The sequence below is a fragment of the Streptomyces liangshanensis genome, from assembly GCF_011694815.1.
In the GTDB taxonomy this organism is placed as follows: domain Bacteria; phylum Actinomycetota; class Actinomycetes; order Streptomycetales; family Streptomycetaceae; genus Streptomyces; species Streptomyces liangshanensis.
Genome location: NZ_CP050177.1, coordinates 3,021,865 through 3,045,201, shown reverse-complemented (window position 1 = coordinate 3,045,201; position 23,337 = coordinate 3,021,865). Strand labels below are relative to the sequence as shown.

At 74.2% G+C, this 23,337-nt stretch carries 17 protein-coding genes; 13 read left to right on the top strand and 4 right to left on the bottom strand.

Annotation, left to right across the window (positions count from 1 at the left end):
- Positions 1–100: 100 nt before the first annotated feature.
- The 8 genes from HA039_RS12960 (at position 101) to HA039_RS12925 (ending at position 14,841) form a co-directional block, all read left to right on the top strand.
- On the top strand, positions 101–1,807 hold the full coding sequence (locus tag HA039_RS12960; RefSeq protein ID WP_167028413.1) for a glycerol-3-phosphate dehydrogenase/oxidase: 1,707 nt from the start codon (positions 101–103) through the stop codon (positions 1,805–1,807).
- Between the two features lie 283 nt (positions 1,808–2,090).
- Entirely contained in the window at positions 2,091–4,076 is a 1,986-nt protein-coding gene (locus HA039_RS12955; RefSeq protein ID WP_167028410.1) for a serine/threonine-protein kinase, read from the top strand.
- Between the two features lie 243 nt (positions 4,077–4,319).
- Positions 4,320–7,691, top strand: a complete 3,372-nt coding sequence (locus HA039_RS12950) for a protein kinase (protein ID WP_167028407.1) — start codon at positions 4,320–4,322, stop codon at positions 7,689–7,691.
- A gap of 257 nt (positions 7,692–7,948) precedes the next feature.
- Positions 7,949–9,658: a serine/threonine-protein kinase gene (locus HA039_RS12945; RefSeq protein ID WP_425086412.1), complete on the top strand. Its 1,710-nt coding sequence runs from the start codon at positions 7,949–7,951 to the stop codon at positions 9,656–9,658.
- Complete coding sequence (locus HA039_RS12940) at positions 9,655–10,266, top strand: TlpA family protein disulfide reductase (protein WP_243869404.1); 612 nt, start codon at positions 9,655–9,657, stop codon at positions 10,264–10,266. The genes HA039_RS12945 and HA039_RS12940 overlap by 4 nt, the downstream gene beginning before the upstream one ends.
- 53 nt (positions 10,267–10,319) lie before the next feature.
- Entirely contained in the window at positions 10,320–11,933 is a 1,614-nt protein-coding gene (locus tag HA039_RS12935; protein ID WP_167028401.1) for a succinic semialdehyde dehydrogenase, read from the top strand.
- A 13-nt stretch (positions 11,934–11,946) separates the two neighbouring features.
- The gene (locus HA039_RS12930) at positions 11,947–13,794 is read left to right on the top strand and encodes a GMC oxidoreductase (RefSeq protein WP_167028398.1); all 1,848 of its coding nucleotides are present in this window, start codon (positions 11,947–11,949) and stop codon (positions 13,792–13,794) included.
- A gap of 207 nt (positions 13,795–14,001) precedes the next feature.
- The gene (locus HA039_RS12925; protein ID WP_167028395.1) at positions 14,002–14,841 is read left to right on the top strand and encodes a GNAT family N-acetyltransferase; all 840 of its coding nucleotides are present in this window, start codon (positions 14,002–14,004) and stop codon (positions 14,839–14,841) included.
- A gap of 211 nt (positions 14,842–15,052) precedes the next feature.
- Here the strand turns inward: HA039_RS12925 and HA039_RS12920 are convergent, their stop codons facing one another.
- Positions 15,053–15,379, bottom strand: a complete 327-nt coding sequence (locus HA039_RS12920; RefSeq protein ID WP_167028392.1) for a chorismate mutase — start codon at positions 15,377–15,379, stop codon at positions 15,053–15,055.
- A gap of 264 nt (positions 15,380–15,643) precedes the next feature.
- Here HA039_RS12920 and guaA point away from each other — a divergent pair, with 264 nt between their 5' ends.
- Both guaA and HA039_RS12910 read left to right on the top strand, forming a co-directional pair.
- Entirely contained in the window at positions 15,644–17,227 is a 1,584-nt protein-coding gene (gene guaA, locus HA039_RS12915) for a glutamine-hydrolyzing GMP synthase (protein ID WP_167028389.1), read from the top strand.
- Between the two features lie 73 nt (positions 17,228–17,300).
- Positions 17,301–17,717, top strand: coding sequence for a nitroreductase/quinone reductase family protein (locus HA039_RS12910; protein WP_167028386.1), 417 nt, complete (start codon positions 17,301–17,303; stop codon positions 17,715–17,717).
- Positions 17,718–17,744: 27 nt separating this feature from the next.
- Here HA039_RS12910 and HA039_RS12905 read toward each other — a convergent pair whose 3' ends face one another.
- Positions 17,745–18,203, bottom strand: coding sequence for a cupin domain-containing protein (locus HA039_RS12905; RefSeq protein WP_167028383.1), 459 nt, complete (start codon positions 18,201–18,203; stop codon positions 17,745–17,747).
- Positions 18,204–18,378: 175 nt separating this feature from the next.
- Between HA039_RS12905 and HA039_RS12900 the strand changes: the two genes are divergently transcribed.
- Complete coding sequence (locus tag HA039_RS12900; protein WP_167028380.1) at positions 18,379–19,644, top strand: hypothetical protein; 1,266 nt, start codon at positions 18,379–18,381, stop codon at positions 19,642–19,644.
- Positions 19,645–19,776: 132 nt separating this feature from the next.
- Positions 19,777–20,313 (top strand): DoxX family protein, encoded by a 537-nt coding sequence (locus HA039_RS12895; RefSeq protein ID WP_167028377.1) that lies wholly within the window; start codon positions 19,777–19,779, stop codon positions 20,311–20,313.
- Here HA039_RS12895 and HA039_RS12890 read toward each other — a convergent pair.
- Positions 20,220–20,483 carry a hypothetical protein gene (locus tag HA039_RS12890; protein WP_167028374.1) on the bottom strand — a complete coding sequence of 88 codons (264 nt, stop codon included), beginning with the start codon at positions 20,481–20,483 and terminating at the stop codon, positions 20,220–20,222. The two genes, HA039_RS12895 and HA039_RS12890, sit on opposite strands and share 94 nt — an antisense overlap.
- Complete coding sequence (locus HA039_RS12885) at positions 20,470–21,813, bottom strand: PspC domain-containing protein (protein WP_167028371.1); 1,344 nt, start codon at positions 21,811–21,813, stop codon at positions 20,470–20,472. The genes HA039_RS12890 and HA039_RS12885 overlap by 14 nt, the downstream gene beginning before the upstream one ends.
- A gap of 207 nt (positions 21,814–22,020) precedes the next feature.
- Between HA039_RS12885 and HA039_RS12880 the strand changes: the two genes are divergently transcribed.
- Entirely contained in the window at positions 22,021–23,319 is a 1,299-nt protein-coding gene (locus HA039_RS12880; protein ID WP_167036711.1) for an ATP-binding protein, read from the top strand.
- Positions 23,320–23,337 lie beyond the last annotated feature (18 nt).

Below are 23,337 nucleotides of genomic sequence, written 5' to 3'. Positions count from 1 at the left end.
CGGTGGCTGAAGTCCGGGTCTGCGGACAGAATCGATCCGTGGGCCCGGCACCGCCGGGCGCGCGGAGTCCGACCCACTCGGGGGACGACGGGAGGCAGCGGTGAAGACAGCGACACTGGGACCTGCGGAGCGCGCCCAGGCGCTCGCGGCGATGGCCGAACGCGAGCTGGACGTGCTGGTGGTGGGCGCGGGGGTGGTCGGCGCGGGGACCGCGCTGGACGCGGCGACCCGCGGCCTGTCCACCGGCCTCGTCGAGGCCCGCGACTGGGCGTCCGGCACGTCCAGCCGGTCGAGCAAGCTGATCCACGGCGGCCTGCGCTACCTGGAGATGCTCGACTTCGCCCTCGTACGGGAAGCGCTCAAGGAGCGCGGCCTGCTGCTGGAGAAGCTCGCGCCGCACCTGGTCAAGCCGGTCGCCTTCCTCTACCCGTTGCAGCACAAGGGCTGGGAGCGGCTGTACGCGGGCTCGGGCGTGGCGCTGTACGACGCGATGTCCGTGTCGTCCGGGCACGGCCGCGGTCTGCCGACGCACCGTCACCTCTCGCGCCGCCGCGCGATGCGGGTGGCGCCCTGCCTCAAGAAGGACGCCCTGGTGGGGGCGTTGCAGTACTACGACGCGCAGATGGACGACGCGCGGTACGTGGCGACGCTGGTCCGCACGGCGGCGACGTACGGCGCGCAGGTCGCCTCCCGCGCCCGGGTCGTCGGCTTCCTGCGCGAGGGCGAGCGGGTCGTCGGCGCGCGGGTGCGGGACGAGGAGGCCGGCGGGGAGTACGAGATCCGCGCCAAGCAGGTGGTCAACGCGACCGGGGTGTGGACGGACGACACCCAGGCGCTGATCGCCGAGCGGGGGCAGTTCCACGTCCGCGCCTCCAAGGGCATCCACCTGGTCGTGCCCAAGGACCGCATCCACTCCTCGACGGGCCTGATCCTGCGCACGGAGAAGTCGGTGCTGTTCGTCATCCCGTGGGGCCGCCACTGGATCGTGGGCACTACCGACACCGACTGGGACCTGGACAAGGCCCATCCGGCGGCCTCCAGCGCGGACATCGACTACGTGCTGGAGCACGTGAACGCGGTCCTGCGGACCCCGCTGACCCGGGACGACGTCCAGGGGGTGTACGCGGGGCTGCGCCCGCTGCTCGCCGGGGAGTCGGACGCCACGAGCAAGCTCTCCCGCGAGCACACCGTCGCGCACCCGGTGCCGGGCATGGTCGTCGTGGCCGGCGGCAAGTACACGACGTACCGGGTGATGGCGAAGGACGCCGTGGACGAGGCGGTGCACGGCCTCGACCAGCGGGTGGCGGAGTGCGTCACGGAGGACGTGCCGCTGCTCGGCGCGGAGGGGTACCACGCGCTGTGGAACGCGCGGGCGAGGATCGCCGCGCGCACCGGCCTGCACGTGGTCCGGGTGGAGCACCTCCTGAACCGCTACGGGACGCTCACCGAGGAGCTGTTGGAGCTGATCGCCGCCGACCCGGGCCTGGGCGAGCCGCTGACCGGCGCCGAGGACTACCTGCGGGCCGAGGTCGTCTACGCCGCGTCGCACGAGGGGGCGCGCCATCTCGACGACGTCATGACCCGGCGGACGAGGATCTCCATCGAGACGTTCGACCGGGGCACGCGCAGCGCGCGCGAGTGCGCCGAGCTGATGGCGCCGGTCCTCGGCTGGGACAAGGACCGGGTGGAGCGGGAGGTCGAGCACTACGAGAAGAGGGTGGAGGCGGAGCGCGAGTCGCAGCGGCAGCCTGACGACCTGACAGCGGACGCGGCGCGGCTGGGCGCTCCGGACATCCTGCCGATCTGACGGGAGGGATCCGGCCGGCTCTTTCCGGTCAGGGCGCCCCGCCGGGCCGCGGGCACGTCCGTTCCGTTTCCGAACAGGGCTCTGACCTGCCGGGTGATCAACGAGGCCGGGGGTAGTGGCATGGTGGGGGTCCCTCACCGTGTCTCCCTCCCGGTCGACGGCGGACCCGGGATCAGTGGTGGTCCCGGAGTGAGGGACAATGAAGGCTCTGCCAGGGCGCGTTACGGCAGCACGTGTGCGGGTGGCAGTCGCGGGCCAGGATCAGGGATCGCAGAGGGGACGCATGTCGGAGGCGGAGCAGTCGCGGGACACGGCGCAGGAGCCCCAGCGGGACGAGCCCGGTCAGGACGCGGAGAAGAGCGCCGACGGGAGCCCCGAGGGACGCCTGCTCGCGGGCAGGTACCGGCTCGGCGCCGTCCTCGGGCGCGGTGGCATGGGCACGGTCTGGCGCGCGCTCGACGAGATGCTCGGTCGTACGGTCGCGGTGAAGGAGCTGCGCTTCCCCTCCAGCATCGACGACGACGAGAAGCGCCGGCTCATCACCCGCACGCTGCGCGAGGCCAAGGCGATCGCCCGGATCCGCAACAACGGCGCGGTCACCGTCTTCGACGTCGTGGACGAGGACGACCGCCCCTGGATCGTCATGGAGCTGGTCGAGGGCAAGTCCCTCGCCGAGGCCGTCCGTGAGGACGGCCTGCTGTCGCCCCGGCGCGCGGCCGAGGTGGGACTCGCCGTCCTCGACGTGCTGCGCTCCGCCCACCGCGAGGGCATCCTGCACCGCGACGTGAAGCCGTCGAACGTGCTGATCGCCGAGGACGGGCGGGTGGTCCTCACCGACTTCGGCATCGCGCAGGTCGAGGGCGACCCCTCGGTCACCTCGACGGGCATGCTCGTCGGCGCCCCCTCGTACATCTCGCCCGAGCGCGCCCGCGGCCACAAGCCGGGCCCCGCCGCCGACCTCTGGTCGCTGGGCGGGCTGCTGTACGCGTCGGTCGAGGGCAGCCCGCCGTACGACAAGGGTTCCGCGATCGCCACGCTCACGGCCGTGATGACCGAGCCGCTGGAGCCGCCCAAGCACGCCGGGCCGCTCACGGACGTCATCTACGGCCTGCTCGACAAGGACCCCGAACGGCGACTGGACGACAGCGGCGCGCGGGCGCTGCTCCAGGCCGTCGTCGACGCGCCCGACCGGCCCGTCGAGCCCGAGCCGGGTCCCGAGGCCACCCGGGTCGTCCCGCTGCCGCCCGTGCCGGGCCGCGACAAGCTCGTCAAGCAGGGCAGGCCCGCCAGGCCTTCGGGCGAGGCGTCGGCCGACCGGGTGCGCGGGGCGCTGCGTTCCTCCGTACGGAGCGCGTCGGCGGCGGTCAGAACGGCCCCCGCTCCCGAGCCGCTCGCCCCGGCCCGGCCCGCCCCGCCGAAGGCCTCGCTCACCGATGTGGTGCCCCGGCGCACGCTGATCATCATCGGGATCGTCGCCGTCCTCGCCGTCCTGGGCACGATCCTCGCTGTCTCGCTGGGCGGGGGCCCCGACGGGGGCACGGACCAGGGCAAGGGCGCCTCCTCCTCCGCCGGGGCCGCGGCCGGCACCGAGGACGACGGCAAGGACACCGGCAAGGACGGGAGCGCGGAGCCCAACGGCGGGAAGAGCGCCGACGCCGAGCCCTCCGGCGCCGCGACGGACTCCGCCGCCTCCGCCGGTTCCGCGGACGACAAGGGCGGCGACGCGCAGGACAACTCCGGTTCGTCCGACAGCGGCAAGGGCAGTGGCAAGGGCGGCGAAGGCAAGGGCAAGGGCGGTGGCGGGGCGATACCGGCCGGGTACGCGACGGTCACGGACACCCAGTTCCACTTCACGATGGCCCTGCCCGAGGGATACAAGAAGCACGGGATCGCGGGGCAGAACTCCGGCGGCAAGTACAGCCTGGTCAGCGGCGGCCTCCCGCGCGTCCAGATCGACTACACCAGCAGCCCCGGCACCGACGCCAAGGCCTCGTGGGTCCAGCAGCGGCAGGCGATACGAAGCGGCATCCCCGGCTACGAGGACCTCGGCATCGAGACCGTCTCGTACAACGGCTACCCGACGGTCGCCGACTGGCAGTGGCGCTATACGGAGAACGGCCAGCGGGCGCGGGCCCTCAACCGCGGCTTCCGGGTCGACAGCGGCCACGGGTACGCCATCCTGATCCGCTGCAAGGACAGCGAATGGGACGGCGCGGAGTGCCGGACCCTGCGTGAGACGGCCTTCAAGACGTTCAAGCCGAAGGACTGAACGGCCGCCGGGCGGGCAACCTCCTCCGGAGCAGCGGGTTCTGGGTGTCAAGGCCGCCTGTTCGGCCGGTGGGATCCGAACGTTCCCGTACGGGTTGCCGCGACCCTGCGGCGCGTTTGCCCGCGGCCACGTATCGTGAGAGGTCGCGAACCGTACGCATCCACAATGGGCCGGTAAACGACCGGAATTGGCGGTTTCGCGGGTCTCCGGGACCGGGAGACGGCACGTGTGTGGGGAGGCGCTGTGGACGACTACGCGGGACGGGTGCTGGCCGACCGCTATCGCCTTCCCCTGCCCCCCTCCGACGAGTACGAACTCGCCGAGACCCGGGCCTTCGACACGTACAGCGGCCAGGAAGTCCTGGTACGGCAGGTGCCGTTGCCCGAGGTCGTCGAGGCGGAGGTCATCGACGCGGACGGCGGCGCGACGCCCCGGCGCGCCTCGGGGCGGGAGCCGCGCAGGCCGACCGACCCGGCGGTGCGGCGGGCCATCGAGGCCGCGCAGAGCGCCGCGCAGATCCCCGACCACCCCCGGCTCGACCAGGTCTTCGACGTGTTCGCGGAGTCCGGGTCGCTGTGGATCGTCAGCGAACTGATCACGGCGCGGCCGCTGGCGGCGCTGCTCGCCGAGAGGCCCCTCAACCCGTACCGGGCCGCGGAGATCGCGGCCGACGTGCTCACCGCCGTGCGGGTGCTCCACGGCCACGGCTGGACGCACCGCAACATCACCGCGCGCACCGTGCTCGTCTGCGACGACGGGCGGGTGGTGCTGACCGGCCTCGCGGCGGGAGCGGCGGAGGAGGCGCTCTGCGGGTACGCGCCGGTGCCGGTGGCGCCCGGGGTGCCGGGCATGCCGCTCCCGCCCGAGCCCGCCGGGGAACAGCCGGGCGCGTCGTGGGAGGCCGGGCAGGACGTGGCGGCCGAGGCTCCCGAGCCCCACGCGATCCAGGCGCCCCACGAGAGCCCCGCGTCCTACGAGATTCCCGCGCCCCACGAGATTCCCGAGGCGTACGGTCCCGGGGCTCAGGGCGCCGAGCTCCAGGGTTCCGAGCTCCAGGGTTCCGAGCAGGGGGAGCCCGGGCTGCCGGGGCTGCCGCGCCCGGAGCGGGGACAGGCCGGGTACGGCTACGGGTACGGCGGTACGGCGGCCCCCGAGGTGCCGGGGCAGACGGCCGGGGTGCCGTACGGCGGGTCGTCCGGGACGTCCGGCGCGATGCCCCGCCCCCAGCACGGCACGCCGGGCATCCCGGCGCCCTTCGGCGGCCAGCCGGCGCTGCCCGGCGGCGGCAGCGCGTCGGGGGACATCCGCGCGGCGCGCGCGGGCGCGATCGCCGCGTACCGCGCGGGGGCGCGGGCCGCCGCCCGCGTGACGGAGGAGCAGCAGCGCGCGGCCGACACGGGCCCGGTGCCCCTGGCCGTCCCGAGGCAGCCGGACGGCAACGGACCGGGCGCCGCGGGGCCGGGCGCCACCGGACCGGGCGCAGGCGCGCCCGGCGGCAACGGACCCGGCGGCAACGGACCCGGCGCCAACGGACCCGGCGCCAACGCACCGGGCGGCGGCGGGCCCGGCCAGGACTGGTGGGCGCAGCCGCCGCGGGCGGACGACCGCCACCACGCCGAGGACGCCGACGCCTACGCGGACGACGACGAGAACGACGACGACCCGCCGCTGCCGTACCGCGCGGAGCTGGCCGGCACCTGGCGCGACGGCCCGGCCCCCTGGAACGACTCGTCGGGCTCCGTCCCGGCGGGCGGCGGCAACCCCTACGGCCCGCACGCACAAGGCCCGTTCGGCACGGGCGGCGGTACGGGGCAGCCGGGCGCCGCGCCGCACGGGCCCGCGTCCGGGGACGGTCGCGACGGAACGTACGGGCCCGGCGGGGACGGACCCCGGCGGCCGGCCGGCGGCGGGCGCCCCGCGCTGCCCGCCGGCGGCGGTGGTACGCCGGGCGCGGCCATGGCGCGGAGCGGCGACACCCCGTACACCGGCCCCGGCAGCGGGAGCTGGCATCCCAGTGGCGCCCGCGACGCGCTGCGCGCCGACGCCCAGCGGCACTCCCCGAACCTCCCCGCCGTCAGCGGCCAGGCCGTCGCCGGGCGCTGGGACGACGTCGTGGCGAGCGGTTCCGTACCGGCGTACCGCGGCCCCGCCACGCCCCTCGCCGCCGAGCGGGCCCGCCAGGCGCGCATCGCGATCGTCGGCGCCGTCACCGAGCGGTGGGCCCCCGAGCAGGCGGGCCCCGTCCACGAGAATTGGCAACTCGCCCCGCCCATCGGCCCCTCCACCGACCTGTGGGCGCTCGGCGCGCTCCTCTACCGCGCGGTGCAGGGCCACGCCCCGTACCCGGAGGAGAGCGCCGCCGAGCTGGTCCAGCTCGTCGTCGCCGAACCGCCCGCCTTCGCCGAGGAGTGCGGCCCGCTGCGCCCCGTCGTCGAGTCGCTGCTCCGCCAGGACCCCACGGAACGGCCCGACTTCGAGGAGCTGCGCGGCTGGCTGCGCTCGCTCGTCCGGTCGGCGCCCGAACCGGAAGCGGGTCTGGACGTCGTCCAGGTGCCGTCCGTCGACGGCAGGCTGCCCATCAAGCGCCGCCGGGGCGAGCTGGTGCGCAAGCGCCGCAGCGGCCTGACCGGCGGACGCCACCGGCACAAGAAGGGCAAGGAGCGCGCGGCGAAGGACGGCGGCAGGTCCGCCGTCGCGGCCGAGCAGCGCCACGAGCCCCGGCAGGAGGAGCGGGAGGCCCGGTACGAAAGCGGCGGCCACCGCGACGAGCGGGTCGAGAACGAGTCGTACCGCACCGAGCGCCAGCCGTTCGTCCGCCAGCAGTTCGACCGCCAGGAGTACGAGACCGAGGAGCTGTACGACCGGTCGTCGCGCTCCCCGCGCGGCCCCGGCAACCGCACGCCCCGCTCCCTCGGCCGCACCCTGCTCATCCTGATCCTGCTGCTGCTCGTCGCCGCCATCGCCTTCGCCGTGATGTTCATGCCGAAGGCCGACCCGCAGCAGGGGCAGAGCGTCGGCGAGGCGACCCCCACCGGTTCCTCCGCCGGGTCACCGCCGCCCGGGCCGCGGACGTCCGAGCCGGACAAGTCCGGTACGGAGAAGGCGGATCCGCCGCCGAAGAAGCCGTCCGCGCCGCCCGCCTCCGGACCCGCGGTCAACCTCGCCAAGGGCTTCGCGCTGCGCCAGGACCCCGAGGGATTCCGGATCGCCGTCGGGGAGAACTGGCAGCGGCGTCCCATCAACGACAGCGGCCAGGTCCGGTACGTCGGCGGCGACTTCACGCTGATCGTCGTCCCCGGCCGGGACTCCGTCGCGGACAACGGCGCCGACCCGATGGTCTACCAGCGCGAGAGGGAACGGGAACTCCAGCCGTTCCGCGACTCCTCCTGGTCCAGCGCCTCCGGGCTGCGGCGGATCGACGTCGGCCGCCAGGCGATGGCGGAGGGGCAGTTCACCTGGACGGACAACAACGGCCGTGAGGTGTACGTCCGCAACCTCGCGGTGGTCATCGCGGGCCGCTACCACGTCATCCAGGTGATCGGCCCGGACAGCCAGCGGGACAGGGTCAGCGAGATGTACCAGCAGGCCACGTCCGCCTACCAGGTGACCGACTGACCTTCGCGTGACGGGGCGAGGGGGCCCCGCGGGGAGGGGCGGGAGCGCGGCCCGGACACGTCCCGGAGCGCCGACACCGCACTCCCCAGGGCCCGTTGTCCCCACCCGGCCCCCCGGCCCCCGGCGTCACAGTGTCGTCTCCGTCGGCCACCCGAGGTTCCGCGCGCCCGCCTCCCCTCCGTAACCTGGGGGCAAGGAACAGGGCGGGGGACGTGGAACACTCACAGGGAACGGGCGCGGAGACCGGCGCCGGACTGATGCTCGCCGGGCGGTACCGACTGGGCGAGTGCATCGGCAGCGGCGGCATGGGCAAGGTGTGGCGCGCACACGACGAGGTGCTGCACCGCACGGTCGCGGTGAAGGAGCTGACCGCCGGACGGTACGTCAACGAGGCCGACCGGGCCGTACTGCACCAGCGCACGCAGAAGGAGGCCCGGGCCGCCGCCCGGATCACCCACCCCGGTGTGGTGACCGTGCACGACGTCCTCGACCACGACGGCCGGCCCTGGATCGTCATGCAGTACGTGGACGGCCCCTCGCTCGCCGACGCCGCCAAGGACGCCGGGCGCATCGACTGGCGCGAGGCGACCAGGATCGGCCTCCAGGTGCTCGGCGCGCTGCGCGCCGCACACGGCGCCGGGGTGCTGCACCGCGACGTGAAGCCCGGGAACGTCCTGCTCGCGCGGGACGGCAACGTCCTGCTCACCGACTTCGGCATCGCGGCGATCGAGGGCGACGCCACGATCACCAGGACCGGCGAACTGGTCGGCTCCATCGACTACTTGGCACCCGAGCGGGTCCGGGGCGCCGATCCCGGCCCCGCCTCCGACCTCTGGTCGCTCGGGGTGACGCTGTACACCGCCGTCCAAGGCGTCTCGCCGTTCCGCCGCACGTCACCGCTGTCGACCATGCAGGCCGTGGTCACGGAGGAGCCGCCCCGCGCCGACCGGGCCGGGGAGCTGGAGCCGGTGATCGCCGCGCTGCTGGCCAAGGACCCGGCGGTACGGCCCGGCGCCGCCGAGACCGAGATGATGCTGCGCGACGTGGCGGCGGGACGTACGTCCTCGGGGGAGCCGGTGTACGTGCCGACGCAGGTGACCGCGCCCCTCCCCGCGCCCGCGCCCGAGGCGGGCACGCCGCCCCCGACGCCCGTACCCGCCGGGCCCGCCCCTCCCGCCCCGACCGGCTTCGGGCCGCCGCTCCCCGCCTCCGCCACCCCGCCGCCGGGCACCCCGGCGCCGACCGGGACGCCCGGCCCCGCGCGCCGGCCCGGCCGGCGCCGTACCGCGGTGATCGCGATCGTGGTCGCCGCGGTCCTCGGCACAGGCGGTGGCTTCGCGGCCCTCAAGTGGGGCGGTTCCACGGACGATTCGGCGCAGCCGCGCCCGAGCGTCTCCGGCGGCGCCACGTCCGGCGGGAGCGGTACGGACGGGAGCGGTACGGAGGGGAAGCCCCAGGACTCCCAGGACGCGCAGGACCCGCCCCGGCCCCAGAAGGACCCGACCGTCCCGGCCGGCTGGCACCGCGTCGAGGACCCCGCGGGATTCAGCCTCAACGTCCCCGACGGCTGGGAGCGCCGGACGGACGGCAGCCAAATCGACTACACGCCCGACGACGGCGACCACTTCATCCGGATCAGCGTCGACACCCCGCAGTTCCCCGACCCGTACGCGCATCTGCTCGACCTGGAGGACCAGTTCCAGAAGCGCGCGACCTACCAGAAGGTCAGGCTGGAGCGGAACACGTTCCGGGACCAGACCCTGTCCGCGGTCTGGGAGTTCACCTGGGACGAGGAGCAGGGGCACCCCGGCCCCCGGCACGCCATCGACCAGATGTACTTCTCGGACAGCGGCGAGACGGAGTACGCGCTGTACATGTCGGGTCCCGAGGAGGACTGGGAGACCACGCGCCGTCAGTTCGACCGCGTGCTGCGCAGTTGGGAAGCCCCGCCCGAGGAGACCGGGTGAGACGTTCCGGTACGGGCGCCTCCCGTGCCCCCCGTACCGCCGTGCTGACCGCGCTGGTCGTCACCGTCGCGCTGGCCCTGTCGGCGTGCGACGCCGGCGGGTCCGGGGGTGGTACGGGAACGGGCGGCGCGGCGGGTGCCGACGGTGTCGCGGTCGTCCCGGCGGGGGAGCGGGTCCTGCCCCGCGCGCTCGCCGGCAGGACGCTCGAAGGGCGGCCGCTCGACATCGCCGACCGCAAGGGCCAGGTGGTCGTGATCAACGTCTGGGGCTCCTGGTGCCCGCCCTGCATCGCTGAGGCCCCGCACTTCGTGGAGGTCGCGAAGGAGACGGAGGGCAAGGGGGTCGCGTTCGTCGGGATCGACACCCGCGACCCCGACCGGATCCCGGCCCTCGCCTTCCAGAAGGACCTCGGCCTCCCGTACCCGAGCCTGTACGACCCGACGGGCAAGCTGATACTCGACGGCTTCCCCAAGGGCACCCTCAACCCCCAGACGCTCCCGTCCACGATCTTCCTCGACCGTGAGGGAAGGATCGCGGCCCGCGCGCTCCGGGCGATCGGCGCCGACGGTCTCCGCGAGGTGATCACCCCGCTGCTCGCGGAGAAGTGAAGTGGTTACTGCCGGGTACCCAAAGGGTGGGGGCGCGGCATACGCTCGGGCCCATGACCGATTCGCAGGCCCCCGCCGCTCTCGGGACCAACCCCGTCGCCCCCGCCCCGGCCGGGGCGCGTACCGCCGCCGACGTGGTCACCCCCGAGGTGATCGCCCAGCTGACCCACGGCGTGGTCGGGTCCGGGCGGACGGCCGGGCACAGCCCGTTCACCGGTGAGAAGCTGGCCGACCTGCCCGAGTCCACCCCCGAGGACGTCGCGACCGCGTTCGCGCGCGCCCGCGCCGCCCAGCCGCTCTGGGCCGCGCTGCCCGTACGGCAGCGGGCCGCCGTGCTGCTGCGCTTCCACGACCTGGTGCTGGAGCGGCAGGCCGAGGTGCTCGACCTGATCCAGCTGGAGACCGGCAAGGCGCGGCTGCACGCGCACGAGGAGGTCCAGGGCCTGGCCGTGGAGGCCCGGCACTACGGGCGCCACGCCGCGTCGTACCTGCGGCCCAGACGCCACACCGGGGCCGTGCCGACCCTGACGAAGGTCACCGAACTGCGCGGGCCCCGGGGGGTGGTGGGGCAGATAGCGCCCTGGAACTACCCGCTGGAGCTGTCCGCCGGGGACGCGCTGCCCGCGTTCGCCGCCGGGAACGCCGTGGTGATGAAGCCCGACACCGAGACCGCGCTCACCGCCCTGTGGGCCCGTGACCTGCTGGTCGAGGCGGGGCTGCCCGCCGATGTCTTCCAGGTGGTCCTGGGCGAGGGCCCGGTGATCGGCCCGGAGCTCGTGAAGCACGCCGACTACGTCTCCTTCACCGGCTCGACCCGTACCGGCCGCGAGGTCGCCAGGGGCGCCGCCGACCGGCTGATCGGCGCCTCGCTGGAGCTGGGCGGCAAGAACGCCATGCTGGTCCTGCGGGACGCGGACGTGGAGAAGGCGGCCGCGGGCGCGGTCCGGGCCTGTTTCTCCTCCGCCGGCCAACTCTGCATCTCCATCGAGCGGTTGTACGTGCACGAGTCGGTGGCCGACGCGTTCGTGGAGCGGTTCGCCGCCCGGACGAAGGCCATGCGCCTCGGCAACTTTCTCGCGTACGGCGCCGACATGGGCTCCCTCGCGGGCGAGAACCAGCTCAGGACGGTCGTCCGGCACGTCGAGGAGGCCGTCGCCAAGGGCGCCACCCTCGTCGCGGGCGGGGTGGCCAGGCCCGACGTCGGACCGTACTTCTACGAGCCGACCATCCTCGACGGGGTCGAGGCGCCGATGACGGTGTGCGCGGAGGAGACGTTCGGACCGGTGGTCTCCGTCTACCGCTTCGGCGACGAGGACGAGGTGATCGGACTGGCCAACTCCACCGCGTACGGCCTCAACGCGAGCGTGTGGACGAAGGACGCCCGCCGGGGCCACGAGATCGCGGCGCGGCTGCGGGCCGGCACGGTCAACATCAACGAGGGCTACGCGGCGGCGTACGGGAGCGTCCGGGCGCCGATGGGCGGCATGAAGGACTCGGGGCTCGGCCGGCGCCACGGGGCGGAGGGCATCCTCAAGTTCACCGAGGCCCAGACGATCGCGCACCAGCGACTCCTGCCGCTGGGGCCGGCGTTCGGGATGGACGACGAGAAGTACGCGGCGCTCATGACCCGGAGCCTGCGCCTGATGAAGGCGTTCCGGCTGCACTGAGAGGACGGCGGGGGTGGGCGAGCACGTGGACGAAAAGGGGCGCGAGAACGGGCGCGAGGACGGGGACCACGCGTACGACTACGACGTCGTCGTGGTCGGTTCGGGCTTCGGCGGCGCGGTCTCCGCGCTGCGGCTCACGGAGAAGGGCTACCGCGTCGGCGTCCTGGAGGCCGGCCGCCGCTTCACCCGCGCGAGCCTCCCGAAGAACTCCTGGGACCTCAGGAACTACCTCTGGGCCCCGGCCCTCGGCCTCTACGGCATCCAGCGCGTCCACCTCCTCGGCCATGTGATGGTGCTGGCCGGCGCGGGCGTCGGCGGCGGCTCGCTCAACTACGCCAACACCCTCTACGTACCCCCGGCCGCGTTCTTCGAGGACCCGCAATGGGCCTCGATCACCGACTGGGAGGGGGAGTTGAGGCCGTACTACGACCAGGCGCGGCGCATGCTCGGGGTCCGGCTCAACCCGACCGTCACCCCCTCCGACGTCCACCTGAGGGCGGCGGCCGAGGCGATGGGAGTCGGCGACACCTTCCATCTCGCCCCGGTCGGCGTCTTCTTCGGGGACGGCGACGACGCGGACGGTACGGCCAGGGCGCGGCCGGGAGCGACCGTCGACGACCCGTACTTCGGCGGCGCGGGCCCCCCGCGCCGCGCCTGCGTCGAGTGCGGTGAGTGCATGACGGGCTGCCGCCACGGCGCGAAGAACACCCTCAACGAGAACTACTTGTACCTCGCCGAGCGGGCCGGGGCCGTCGTCCACCCCATGACCTCGGTCGTCGCCGTCACGGAGGACCCGGCGGGCGGCCACCGCGTCACCACCGTTCCGACCGCCGCGCGAGGCAGGCGGAGGCGGCGCGCCCGTACCGTCCTGCGGGCCCGCCAGGTGGTGATCGCGGCGGGGACGTACGGCACGCAGACCCTGCTGCACACGATGCGGGACGAGGGGCTGCTGCCCCGGATCCCGGCGCGGCTCGGCGAGCTGACCCGTACCAACTCCGAGGCCCTGGTGGGCGCGCAGACCGACAACCGGCGCTACCGCGCCCGGCACGGCACGCCGAGGGCCGACTTCACCCGGGGGGTCGCCATCACGTCCTCGATCCACCCGGACGCCCACACCCATGTGGAGCCGGTCCGTTACGGCCGGGGCTCCAACGCGATGGGCGCGCTGTCCGTCCTCCAGGTCCCCCACAGCGACCGGCGGGTGCGGGCCTGGCTGGCCAACGCCCTTGCCCACCCGGTGCAGTTGCTCCGCTCGCTGTCCAACCGCCGCTGGTCGGAGCGCACGATCATCGGGCTGGTGATGCAGTCGCTCGACAACTCCCTGACGACGTACCGCAGACCGGGCGGCGTCGGGAAGGGCATGCTGACGGCACGCCAGGGACACGGCGCGCCTAACCCGAAGCAGATACCCGAGGCGGCGCGGGCCGCCCGGCTGCTCGCCGAGGAGATCAACGGCTTCCCGGGCAGCAACGTCGGCGAGCTGATGGGCACCCCGCTCACCGCGCACTTCCTCGGCGGCTGCGTGATCGGCGCCTCGCCGGACGAGGGGGTCGTCGACCCGTACCACCGGCTGTACGGGCATCCGGGCATCTCGGTGGTCGACGGCTCCGCGGTCTCGGCGAACCTGGGCGTCAACCCGTCGCTGACGATCACGGCCCAGGCGGAACGGGCGATGGCGCTCTGGCCCAACAAGGGCGAGCCCGACCCGCGTCCGGAGCAGGGCGCGGCGTACGTCCGGCCGGCGGCGGTGGCGCCGCGGTCGCCGGCGGTCCCGGCGGAGGCGTTCGGCGCACTGAGGCTGCCGTTCCTGGAAGTCCCCAAGGTGCCGCCGAAGCGGAAGCCGGAGCCGGGGACGGCCTGACCGGCCGCCCCGGCCCGCGTCGTGAACGTACGCGAAGGGCGCTGCACCCCCCTCCGAGTGCAGCGCCCCTCGCGTTTCGCGCAACGCATGCATGACCTGTGACAGGAGCGAATGGTTGTCGTGACCTTCACAGAATCCTGAAGTGTCGTACGTCACATCGGTGTGCCTATGCTGCGTGCATTCCGTGTTCTTGTTGTGAGGTACACCGTGACGCCAACCCTGCCCCCGGGTCTTCCCGAACTGTCCGAGGCCGAGGCCATGTACGACGGCGAGCTCGCCGCGCCCCCGGGCGTGCGGGCGGCGCTCGGCATGGACGCCGCCAGGATCGGGGGCGGCGTGGCGCTCTCGGTCCGCGACGACCCGGCCCGCTACTGGAGCAAGGCGCTCGGCTTCGGCTTCGAGGAGCCCGTGACCGCCGACCTGATCGGGGAGGTCTGCGCCTTCTACCGGTCGCGGGGGACGCCGCTGGCCGTGTTGCAGCTGGCGCCTTCCGTGCTGCCCGAGGACTGGTCCGAGATCTGCGCGAGGGAGAACCTGTCGGCGGGTTCGGCCTGGGTGAAGCTCGCCTGTCCGACCGACGAGGCCCTGGCCCGCGCCGAGGAGCCCGGGCGGCCCGCGGCGGGGGTGCGGGTCGCGCCGGTGGAGGCGCGGGACGCGGCGGAGTGGGGCGCGCTGATGATGCGGGGCTTCGGGATGCCGGAGGAGCACCTCGGCGCGATGATCGCCGGGGGTGTCGGCCGCGCCGGCTGGCATCCGTACGGGGCGTGGCTGGACGGCGAGCTGGTCGGTACGGCCACGATGCACGTGCACGGGGACGCGGCGCAGTTCTTCGGCGCGGCGACGCTGCCGCACGCGCGGCGGCGGGGCGCGCAGTCGGCGTTCCTGGCCGCGCGGGCGAGGGCCGCCGCGGCGGCGGGGTGCGGGTGGCTGGTGGCGGAGACCGGGGCGGAGGCCCCGGGCGAGCACAACTCCTCGTTGCACAACATGCGGCGGGCCGGGTTCGAGGTGCTGTACGAGCGGCGCAACTGGGTGTGGCAGCCGGCCTGATCAGGCCGGGCGGCCCGGGCGTCCCCGGACCGCCCGGCCTTGGGTGACCGGGCTGCTGTCCCCTGCCTACCGGTCACGGGCGCCGGGGGCGCGGTCCCACGGCGTGCCGGTGCGGCACGCCACACGCTCACGGACGCACGGTCCAACGAAGGCCCGTACGAACCGGTCACGCGCCGTACGGGTGAGGCGGGGCCCGCACGCGCGTGCGAGGTCAGGCGCGGCCCCGGCTCAGCTCCAGCAGGGTCATCGCCAGTGCCGTACCGGGCCTGCCCAGCGCTTCCCTGTAGTGGCCGAGGATCTCGTTCTCGCGGGACAGGTGGATGCGGCGGCCGCCCGAGGTCATCCGCGCCCGCTGGACGGCCGCGGAGACCGCCATCCGTTCCTGTACGAGGCCGATGATCCGCTCGTCCAGGGCGTCGATGCGCTCCCGCGCGCCGCCGATCAGCTCCGCCGCCTCGGGGGTGCGGGCGCCCGTGGTGTCGGCCGCGGGAGAAGGGGTCGCGGAAGGGGTGGGGTTCGTGGTCGTGGGGTCCGGCATGGTGTCCTCGTTCGGGTCGTGCCCGGCCGTACGGCCCCGAACGCGACAGACGCCCCGGAGCCTGAAGGCCCGGGGCGCCTGGGAAGTCGCTTGTCAGTTCAAGCAGCACGACCATGGCAGCCGGACGGGCCGGTGCCATAGGTAAAGACGAAGGTCGAGTGCTTGCGCATGAGCACAGTCTAGCGGCGTCCCGGGCCCCGTTAGAATCGAGGGGAAATCCAGGGGACCCAGGACCCCGCACTCGCCACCGCCGGAAGGCCGCCCGTGCCCGCAGCACCCCCCGCCGCCCCCGACGTCGTTCTCGTCGTCGACTTCGGCGCGCAGTACGCCCAGCTCATCGCCCGCCGCGTCCGCGAGGCCCGGGTGTACAGCGAGATCGTCCCGTCCACGATGCCGGTGGCCGAGATGCTGGCCAGGAAGCCCCGGGCGATCATCCTCTCCGGCGGCCCGTCCTCCGTGTACGCGGAAGGGGCGCCGCGGCTGGACCGCGAGATCTTCGAGGCGGGCGTGCCCGTCTTCGGCATGTGCTACGGCTTCCAGCTGATGGCGACGGCCCTCGGCGGGACCGTCGACAACACGGGGGCGCGCGAGTACGGCCGTACCCCTCTGCACGTCTCCCAGACCGGCTCCACGCTCTTCGAGGGCACCCCCGCCGAGCAGGCCGTCTGGATGTCGCACGGCGACGCCTGCTCCGCCGCCCCCGAGGGCTTCACCGTCACCGCGTCCACGGAGGTCGTGCCGGTCGCGGCCTTCGAGAACGACGAGAAGAAGCTCTACGGCGTCCAGCACCACCCCGAGGTGATGCACTCCACGTACGGCCAGCAGGTCCTGGAGCACTTCCTCTACCGGGGCGCCGGCATCGAGCCGACCTGGACCACCACCAACGTCGTGGACGAGCAGGTCGCCCTCATCCGTGAGCAGGTCGGCACCAAGCGCGCCATCTGCGGGCTGTCGGGCGGCGTGGACTCCGCCGTCGCCGCCGCCCTCGTACAGAAGGCCATCGGTTCCCAGCTGACCTGCGTGTACGTCGACCACGGCCTGATGCGCCAGGGCGAGACCGAGCAGGTCGAGAAGGACTTCGTCGCCGCGACCGGCGTCCAGCTCAAGGTCGTCGACGCCGAGGAGCGCTTCCTCACCGCGCTCGCCGGGGTCTCGGACCCCGAGCAGAAGCGGAAGATCATCGGCCGCGAGTTCATCCGGGTCTTCGAGCAGGCCCAGGCGGAGATCGTCGCGGAGGCGGGCGCCGAGGGCGAGGACGTCGCGTTCCTCGTCCAGGGCACGCTCTACCCGGACGTCGTGGAGTCCGGCGGCGGCAGCGGCACCGCCAACATCAAGTCGCACCACAACGTCGGCGGGCTGCCCGACGACATCGAGTTCCAGCTGATCGAACCGCTGCGCAAGCTGTTCAAGGACGAGGTCCGGATGGTCGGCCAGGAGCTCGGCCTGCCGGACGAGATCGTCCAGCGCCAGCCCTTCCCCGGCCCCGGGCTCGGCATCCGGATCGTCGGCGAGGTCACCAGGGAGCGGCTCGACCTGCTGCGCGCGGCGGACGCCATCGCGCGCGAGGAGCTGACCCTCGCCGGTCTCGACCGGGAGATCTGGCAGTGCCCGGTGGTCCTGCTCGCCGACGTGCGCTCCGTGGGCGTGCAGGGCGACGGCCGGACGTACGGACACCCGATCGTGCTCAGGCCCGTCTCGTCCGAGGACGCGATGACCGCCGACTGGACGCGGATGCCGTACGACGTGCTGGCGAAGATCTCGACCCGCATCACCAACGAGGTCGCCGACGTCAACCGGGTGGTCCTGGACGTGACGAGCAAGCCGCCGGGCACCATCGAGTGGGAGTGAGCGGGGCGGGGGCGGCGCCGGACGGCGCCGCCCCCGCGTTGCGGCCCCTGATGCCCGTGGGGACCATGAACACATGAGTGATTACAACGCGACGGTCATCGACGAGTTCCGCTCGCACCACGGTGTGGTGGGCGGCCGCTTCGCGGGCAAGCACCTGCTCCTGATGCACACGATCGGCAGGAAGAGCGGCGCCGAGCGGGTGAAACCCCTGGTCTACGCCACCCACCACGGCAGTCTCCTGGTCTGCGCCTCCGAGGGCGGCGCGGAGAGGGAACCGCTGTGGGTCGCCAACGTCGCGGAGATGGACGAGGTGACGCTGGAGGTGGGCGAGCGCACGATCCGGGCGAAGGCGACCGTCGTACGGCCCTCGGATCCGCGATGGGCCGAGCTGTACGGCGTGTGGACGGAGTACTGGCCCGACGCGCACGAGTACGAGAAGCGGACCTCGCGCAAGTTCCCGGTCGTCTCCCTGGACGCCGTCCTCGACTGACCGGCCGCGGACCGCGTCCCCCGCGGATCAGCCCGCCGACGGCGGCGGGTCCGCCGGGTCCAGCGTGAAGTCCGCGAAGTCGAAGCCCGGCGCGACCACGCACGTCACCAGCACCGGTTCGTCCCCGGCCGGCTCCGCCGACTGCCACGCCCCGGCCGGCACCAGCAGCTGCGGCCGCTCGCCGTTCTCCACGCCCGGCCCGAGCAGGTGCTCCTCGGCGCCCGACGGATCGTCCTTCGTACCGCCGATGTACAGGCGCAGCGGCCCGCCCCGGTGCCACAGCCACACCTCGTCCGAGCGCACCCGGTGGCGGCGCGACCGCTCGCCGGGGTGCAGCAGGAAGTAGATCCCGGTCGCGTGGGCGCGCGGCCCCGGATAGCCCTCGGGGGTGGCCGTCCCGGTGGTCCGCCAGGTCTCCTTGAACCAGCCGCCCTCCACGTGCTTCTCCAGACCGAGCAGGGCGACCAGCGGTGAGTTGTCAGTCATGCCGCCCATTGTGTCGCGCGGCGGCGGCCGCACCGCGAACAACGTGACCGTCTCGTCACCCGGACCGACCGGCCCGGGGGCCCATCCGCGCCCCTTTGTGCGGGACAATTCCCGGGCGTCGCAGGGAAGTTCACCGCGACGGAATGTTCACTCCCGGGGAAGGGCGGCGTTCGGCGTGGCGGTGCAAGAGGCGAGACAGGGCGCGCACGGCGGAGGCTGTACGTGCGGTGACTGCCCGCACGGAGCGCGCGAGGGGCACCGGCGGGCCGTGGCCGCGTTCCTGGCGAAGCGCGACGAACTGGCCGCGGGGCACGGGCTGCCCGCCGCCGTCGCGCACTCCGCGGGGGCCTCCCGCCAGTGGGTCTCCGACGAACTCACCCAGTCCGCCCGCGAGGTGGCCGACCGCAGCCGCGAGGCGGGCGACGCCTGGCTGCACGCGGTGTGGCTGCGCACGCTCCAGGTCGTCTGGGGCGGGGTCGTGGTCCTCGCGCTGGCGCAGACGGCGACCGCGATAGGCGCCGGGTGGACCGGGGCCCGTACGGCCGGTCTGCTCGCGGCCCTCGTGGTCGCCGGGCTCCTGACCGGCGCCGCCCGGCTGCACCGCGCCAAGGGCGGCCTGCTCGCGCCGCTGATCGGCGAGGACAACCGGCTCTCCACGTCCCGTACGGTCGCCTCCGCCTGGGTGCTGTTCGTGGTCTTCGCCGTCCTCGTCCTCGCGCTCCAGCTCGCGGGCGCGTCGGGGACGTCCCGGCGCGACGACCTGATCGCCGGGCTCGACCTGGCCCGGGGCGCCGGCCTGGTGACCGTGCTGGCCGTCGTGTGCGCCGTCGCCGTCGTCGTACGGCACGTCGTGTCCTCGCGGGTCCTCGGCCGGCGGCTCCAGAAGGTACGGGCCGAGCGGCCACGCCTGGCCGACCTGCTCTGCGACGACGCGGGGCGCGCCGCCTTCACCGACGTCCAGTACGCGCTGCTCAACGCGGTCGCGGTCCTCTTCTCCGCCGTCCTGCTGGCCCGGCGGCCCGGGCAACTCCCCGACCTGCCCTGGGCGCTGGCCCTGCTCGCCGCCGTCTCCGCCGCCACCTACTTCGCGGGCAAGTACGCGGAGGGCGGCCGGCCCGTCGTCCTGTCGGTCGTCCGGGCCCGGGAGGCCGGGGACCTGGACGCCCCCATCCGTACCGGCGACGACATCGAGATCCGCGGCGCCGGCTTCGTACCCCCGGGCGCGGGCACCCCGGACCGGCTGGCCGGCATGGTCGTGCGGATCGGCGCGGTCCACGTCCACGTCCCGCTGGTGCCGGTGCCCGGCGGCTTCGCCAACCCGTCGGACACGACGCTGACCGTGCCTGTCCCGGTGGAGGTGGAGCCCGGTACGGTCGAGGTGCAGGTCGTGACGGCGGCCGGGGTGGAGACCAACCGGGTCACCGTCGAGGTCATGGACTGAGCCGGTGCCCCGGGTCCCCCGGGGCCCGTCCTCCGACCGCTGAGTGCCGGACGCGTCCTGTACGTATGCATGTGCGAGGAACGCACGGACATATGTCCTTGCGTCGGCGGACAGGGAGAGGCGGGACCGGCGATGGCACACAACTACCGGACAGAGAGCTACGGTCGGATCGGCGGCGTCGGCACCGGCGGCGACCGGCCCGGCGGCCTGCGGGAGCTCGCGGCGCGGCACGCCCTGCTGCCGCTCCGGCTCTTCCTCGGCGTCACGTTCGTCTACGCGGGCATCGACAAGCTCACCACCAGCGGCTTCTTCGCTTCGTCCGGGGCCGGTTCGGTCGGCGAGATGATGCGCGGCGTACGGGACAGCGCGGCCATACCCGCCCTGGTCGACCTCGCGCTCAAGAGCCCCTCGGGATTCGGCTACGCCATCGCGCTCGGTGAACTCGCCGTGGGCCTGGGCACGCTGGTCGGGCTGTTCGGCCGGGTCGCCGCGCTCGGCGGGGCCGTCATCTCGCTGAGCCTGTGGCTGACCGTCAGCTGGCAGGCCACCCCGTACTACTACGGCAACGACCTCGTCTACCTCATGGCCTGGCTGCCGCTCGTACTCGCCGGCACGTCGATGTTCTCGCTGGACGCCGTCCTCGCCGACCGCCGTCGCCGCATGAGGTAGTGGACCAGGGCCACCACGGCGGCCACGAGGAAGCCGCCGACGAGCACGGGGAAGACCGCGAACCACGCGATCGACCACACACCCGCGGCGTCGCCCGCGTAGGCGACCGCCGCGCCCACCACCGTCACGCCCGCGACCAGCCGCCCCGGCCTGAACTCATGACGCGGCACGGGTCACCTCCACCTGTCCGAAACCGACGTAGACGTCCAGCACGATCGTGCCGGCCGGGTCCGCGCCCGCACGCGGCGCGAGGGTGCGTTTCTGCTGGTTGGCGGGGGAGATGTCCACGTCGTTCGGCGGCTGCCCCGGCAGCCTGAGGTCCCCGAGCCCCGCCTCGGCGCGCACCACCACGGTCGCCCCGGCGGGGACGACGACCTTCAACCGCCCCGCGCCGACCTCCGCGTGCGTACGGACCGTTCGCCCGGCCGGCACGGCGAGGCCGCCCAGATCGAGCGTCCCGACCCCCGACCCGAGCTGGTAGCGGGATTCCACGGCGAGGTACGAGGCCGGGGTCCACGTCTCGCGGCCCCACTTCGTGGTGATGTCCTTGGGGATCGAGGCCGACGCGGCGAGCAGCCCGCCCACGACCACCGCGAGGAACAGCGTCCCCACGCCCGTACGGCCCAGGAACGCGCTCAGCGCGAGGCCGATCCCGAGGACCGCGAGCGCCGCCGACAGCCCGATCTGGAGGCTCGTGCCGAGCGGCTGCGTGTGCCAGGACAGGCCCGTGCCGAGGCCGCCCGCGATCATCGCTATCACGAACACCGCGCCGCCGATGGCCCGCGGACCCGGCCGGCCGAGGCGCCGGGACGGGGGCGGGGTGTCCTCGCCCGGCGCCCCCGGCGCCCCCGGCGGCCAGGGGGTCTCGGCCGCGCTCGCCGGGCCCCACAGGTAGTCGCCCGCGATCGGGCCCGTGGTGCCGTCCTTCACGATCGGGTCCCGCCACCAGGACGGACTGCCCGGCGACGGCGGCGCCTTCGTCTCGGGCGGCGCCTCCCCCACCGCGTGCGCCGTCGCCGCGTCCAGCGGACCGCCGTCCGGCGCGGCCGCCCGGCGGCGCTGCGACCACACCCCGGCGCCGGCGACCGCGACCGAGAGCATCGCCGCGAAACCGAGCGTCCCCCCGTTGCCCACCATCGACAGGAACAGCCCGCAGCCGATCAGCGCGAGCAGCACCGCGATCAGCGAGGCGCCCTCGACCCGGCCCGACAGCAGCCTGCGCCCCTCGTTCTCCTCCTCGCCTTCCTGCGGGATCAGCAGCCACGCGAAGCCGTAGAAGATCAGACCGATGCCGCCGGTCACCGAGAGCACCCCCACGACGATCCGGAAGATCACCGGATCGACGTCGCAGTACCGCCCGAGGCCGCCGCAGACCCCGGCGAACACCTTCTGCCGGGGGGTACGCGCCAGACGCGGCGCCGCCCCGGTGACGGGCGGGGCAGGAGAGGCCTCGGGAGGCGCGGGGGGCGCCGGGGGCGGCGGGGACGGCGGCGGGGTCATAGCTCCATGGTGACCGCGCGCGAGCCGCGCCTCCACCCGCCCCGACCCTGGCCTCTCCCTGATATTCGCCCCTCGGGGCCGTCCGCGATACGCGCGCGGTCCGCATACGGCGGCCGACGGGGACGGGGTACTCAGGGTCGGGTCAGGGTCGGGTCAGGGCCCTGACCCTGATGCCAGGAGCCGCGCCGCCGTGTGACCATCAATGACATGCCGGCCGCCCCGCCCCGCTCCGCCCCGCCCTCGTACTCCCGCGCCCCCGCGCCGGAGGACCAGCCGACGCGCAAGCTCTACCGCAGCGCCGACGGCCGGCTCCTCGGCGGCGTGGCCCGCGGGCTGGCCGGGCACATGGGGCTGCCCGTCGTGTGGGTACGGCTCGTCTTCCTCGGCCTCTTCTTCGCCGAGGGACTCGGCGCGCTCCTGTACGCGGTCTTCTGGATCGTCGTCCCGCTCGGCGTCGGCGGCACCACGACCGGGCCGCGCTCGCTCTTCGAGACCAGCCCCGACGGCCGGCGCCGGCTCCGCAAGCCCGACAAGGGGCAGGTCTTCGCGCTGGTCGCCCTGGTGATCGGCGCCGCGGTGTTCGTCGGCAACGTCAACCTGGGCCGCAACCACGCCGACCGCTACATCTGGCCCACCCTCCTGATCGGCGCGGGCGTCGTCCTGGTCTGGCGCCAGGCCGACAACGCGCGCCGGGCGCGCTGGACCGACGTCGGCCGCCGCCGCAGGCTGCTCCAACTGGCCCGCGGCTTCGCGGGCGTGGCCCTGGTCGGTCTCGGCCTGGCCGTCTTCATGGTGGTCAGGGGCGCGGCCGCCCAGCTCGGCAACGTCCTCACCGGCGCGATCGCCGTCGTCGCCGGGGTCGCGCTGCTCATGGGGCCCTGGCTCGTCCGGATGACCCAGGACCTCTCCGAGGAGCGGCTCATGCGGATCCGCGCCCAGGAGCGCGCCGAGGTCGCCGCGCACGTCCACGACTCCGTCCTGCACACCCTCACCCTGATCCAGCGCAACGCGGACGAGCCCGGCGAGGTCCGCAGGCTCGCCCGCGCCCAGGAACGCGAGCTGCGCGCCTGGCTCTACAACCCGGAGGGCACGGGCAAGGAGGAGGCGGACGAACCGGCCACCCTCGCCGACGCGGTCAAGCGGACCGCGGCGGAGGTGGAGGACTACCACGGGGTGCCGATCGAGGTGGTCGTCGTCGGCGACTGCCCGCTCGACGACCGGCTGGCCGCGCAGATGCAGGCCGCGCGCGAGGCCATGGTCAACGCCGCGAAGTACGGGGGCGACGGCGGGGCGGTGCAGGTCTTCGCCGAGGTCGACGGGCGCACGGTCTTCCTCTCCGTACGGGACCGGGGGCCCGGCTTCGACCTGGACGCGGTCCCGGACGACCGGATGGGCGTGCGGGAGTCGATCATCGGGCGGATGCAGCGCCACGGGGGGACGGCGCGGCTGCGGGCGGTGCCGGACGGGGGCACGGAGGTCGAGCTGGAGATGGAACGGGCGGACTGAGGCGGGGGCGCGGGGCGC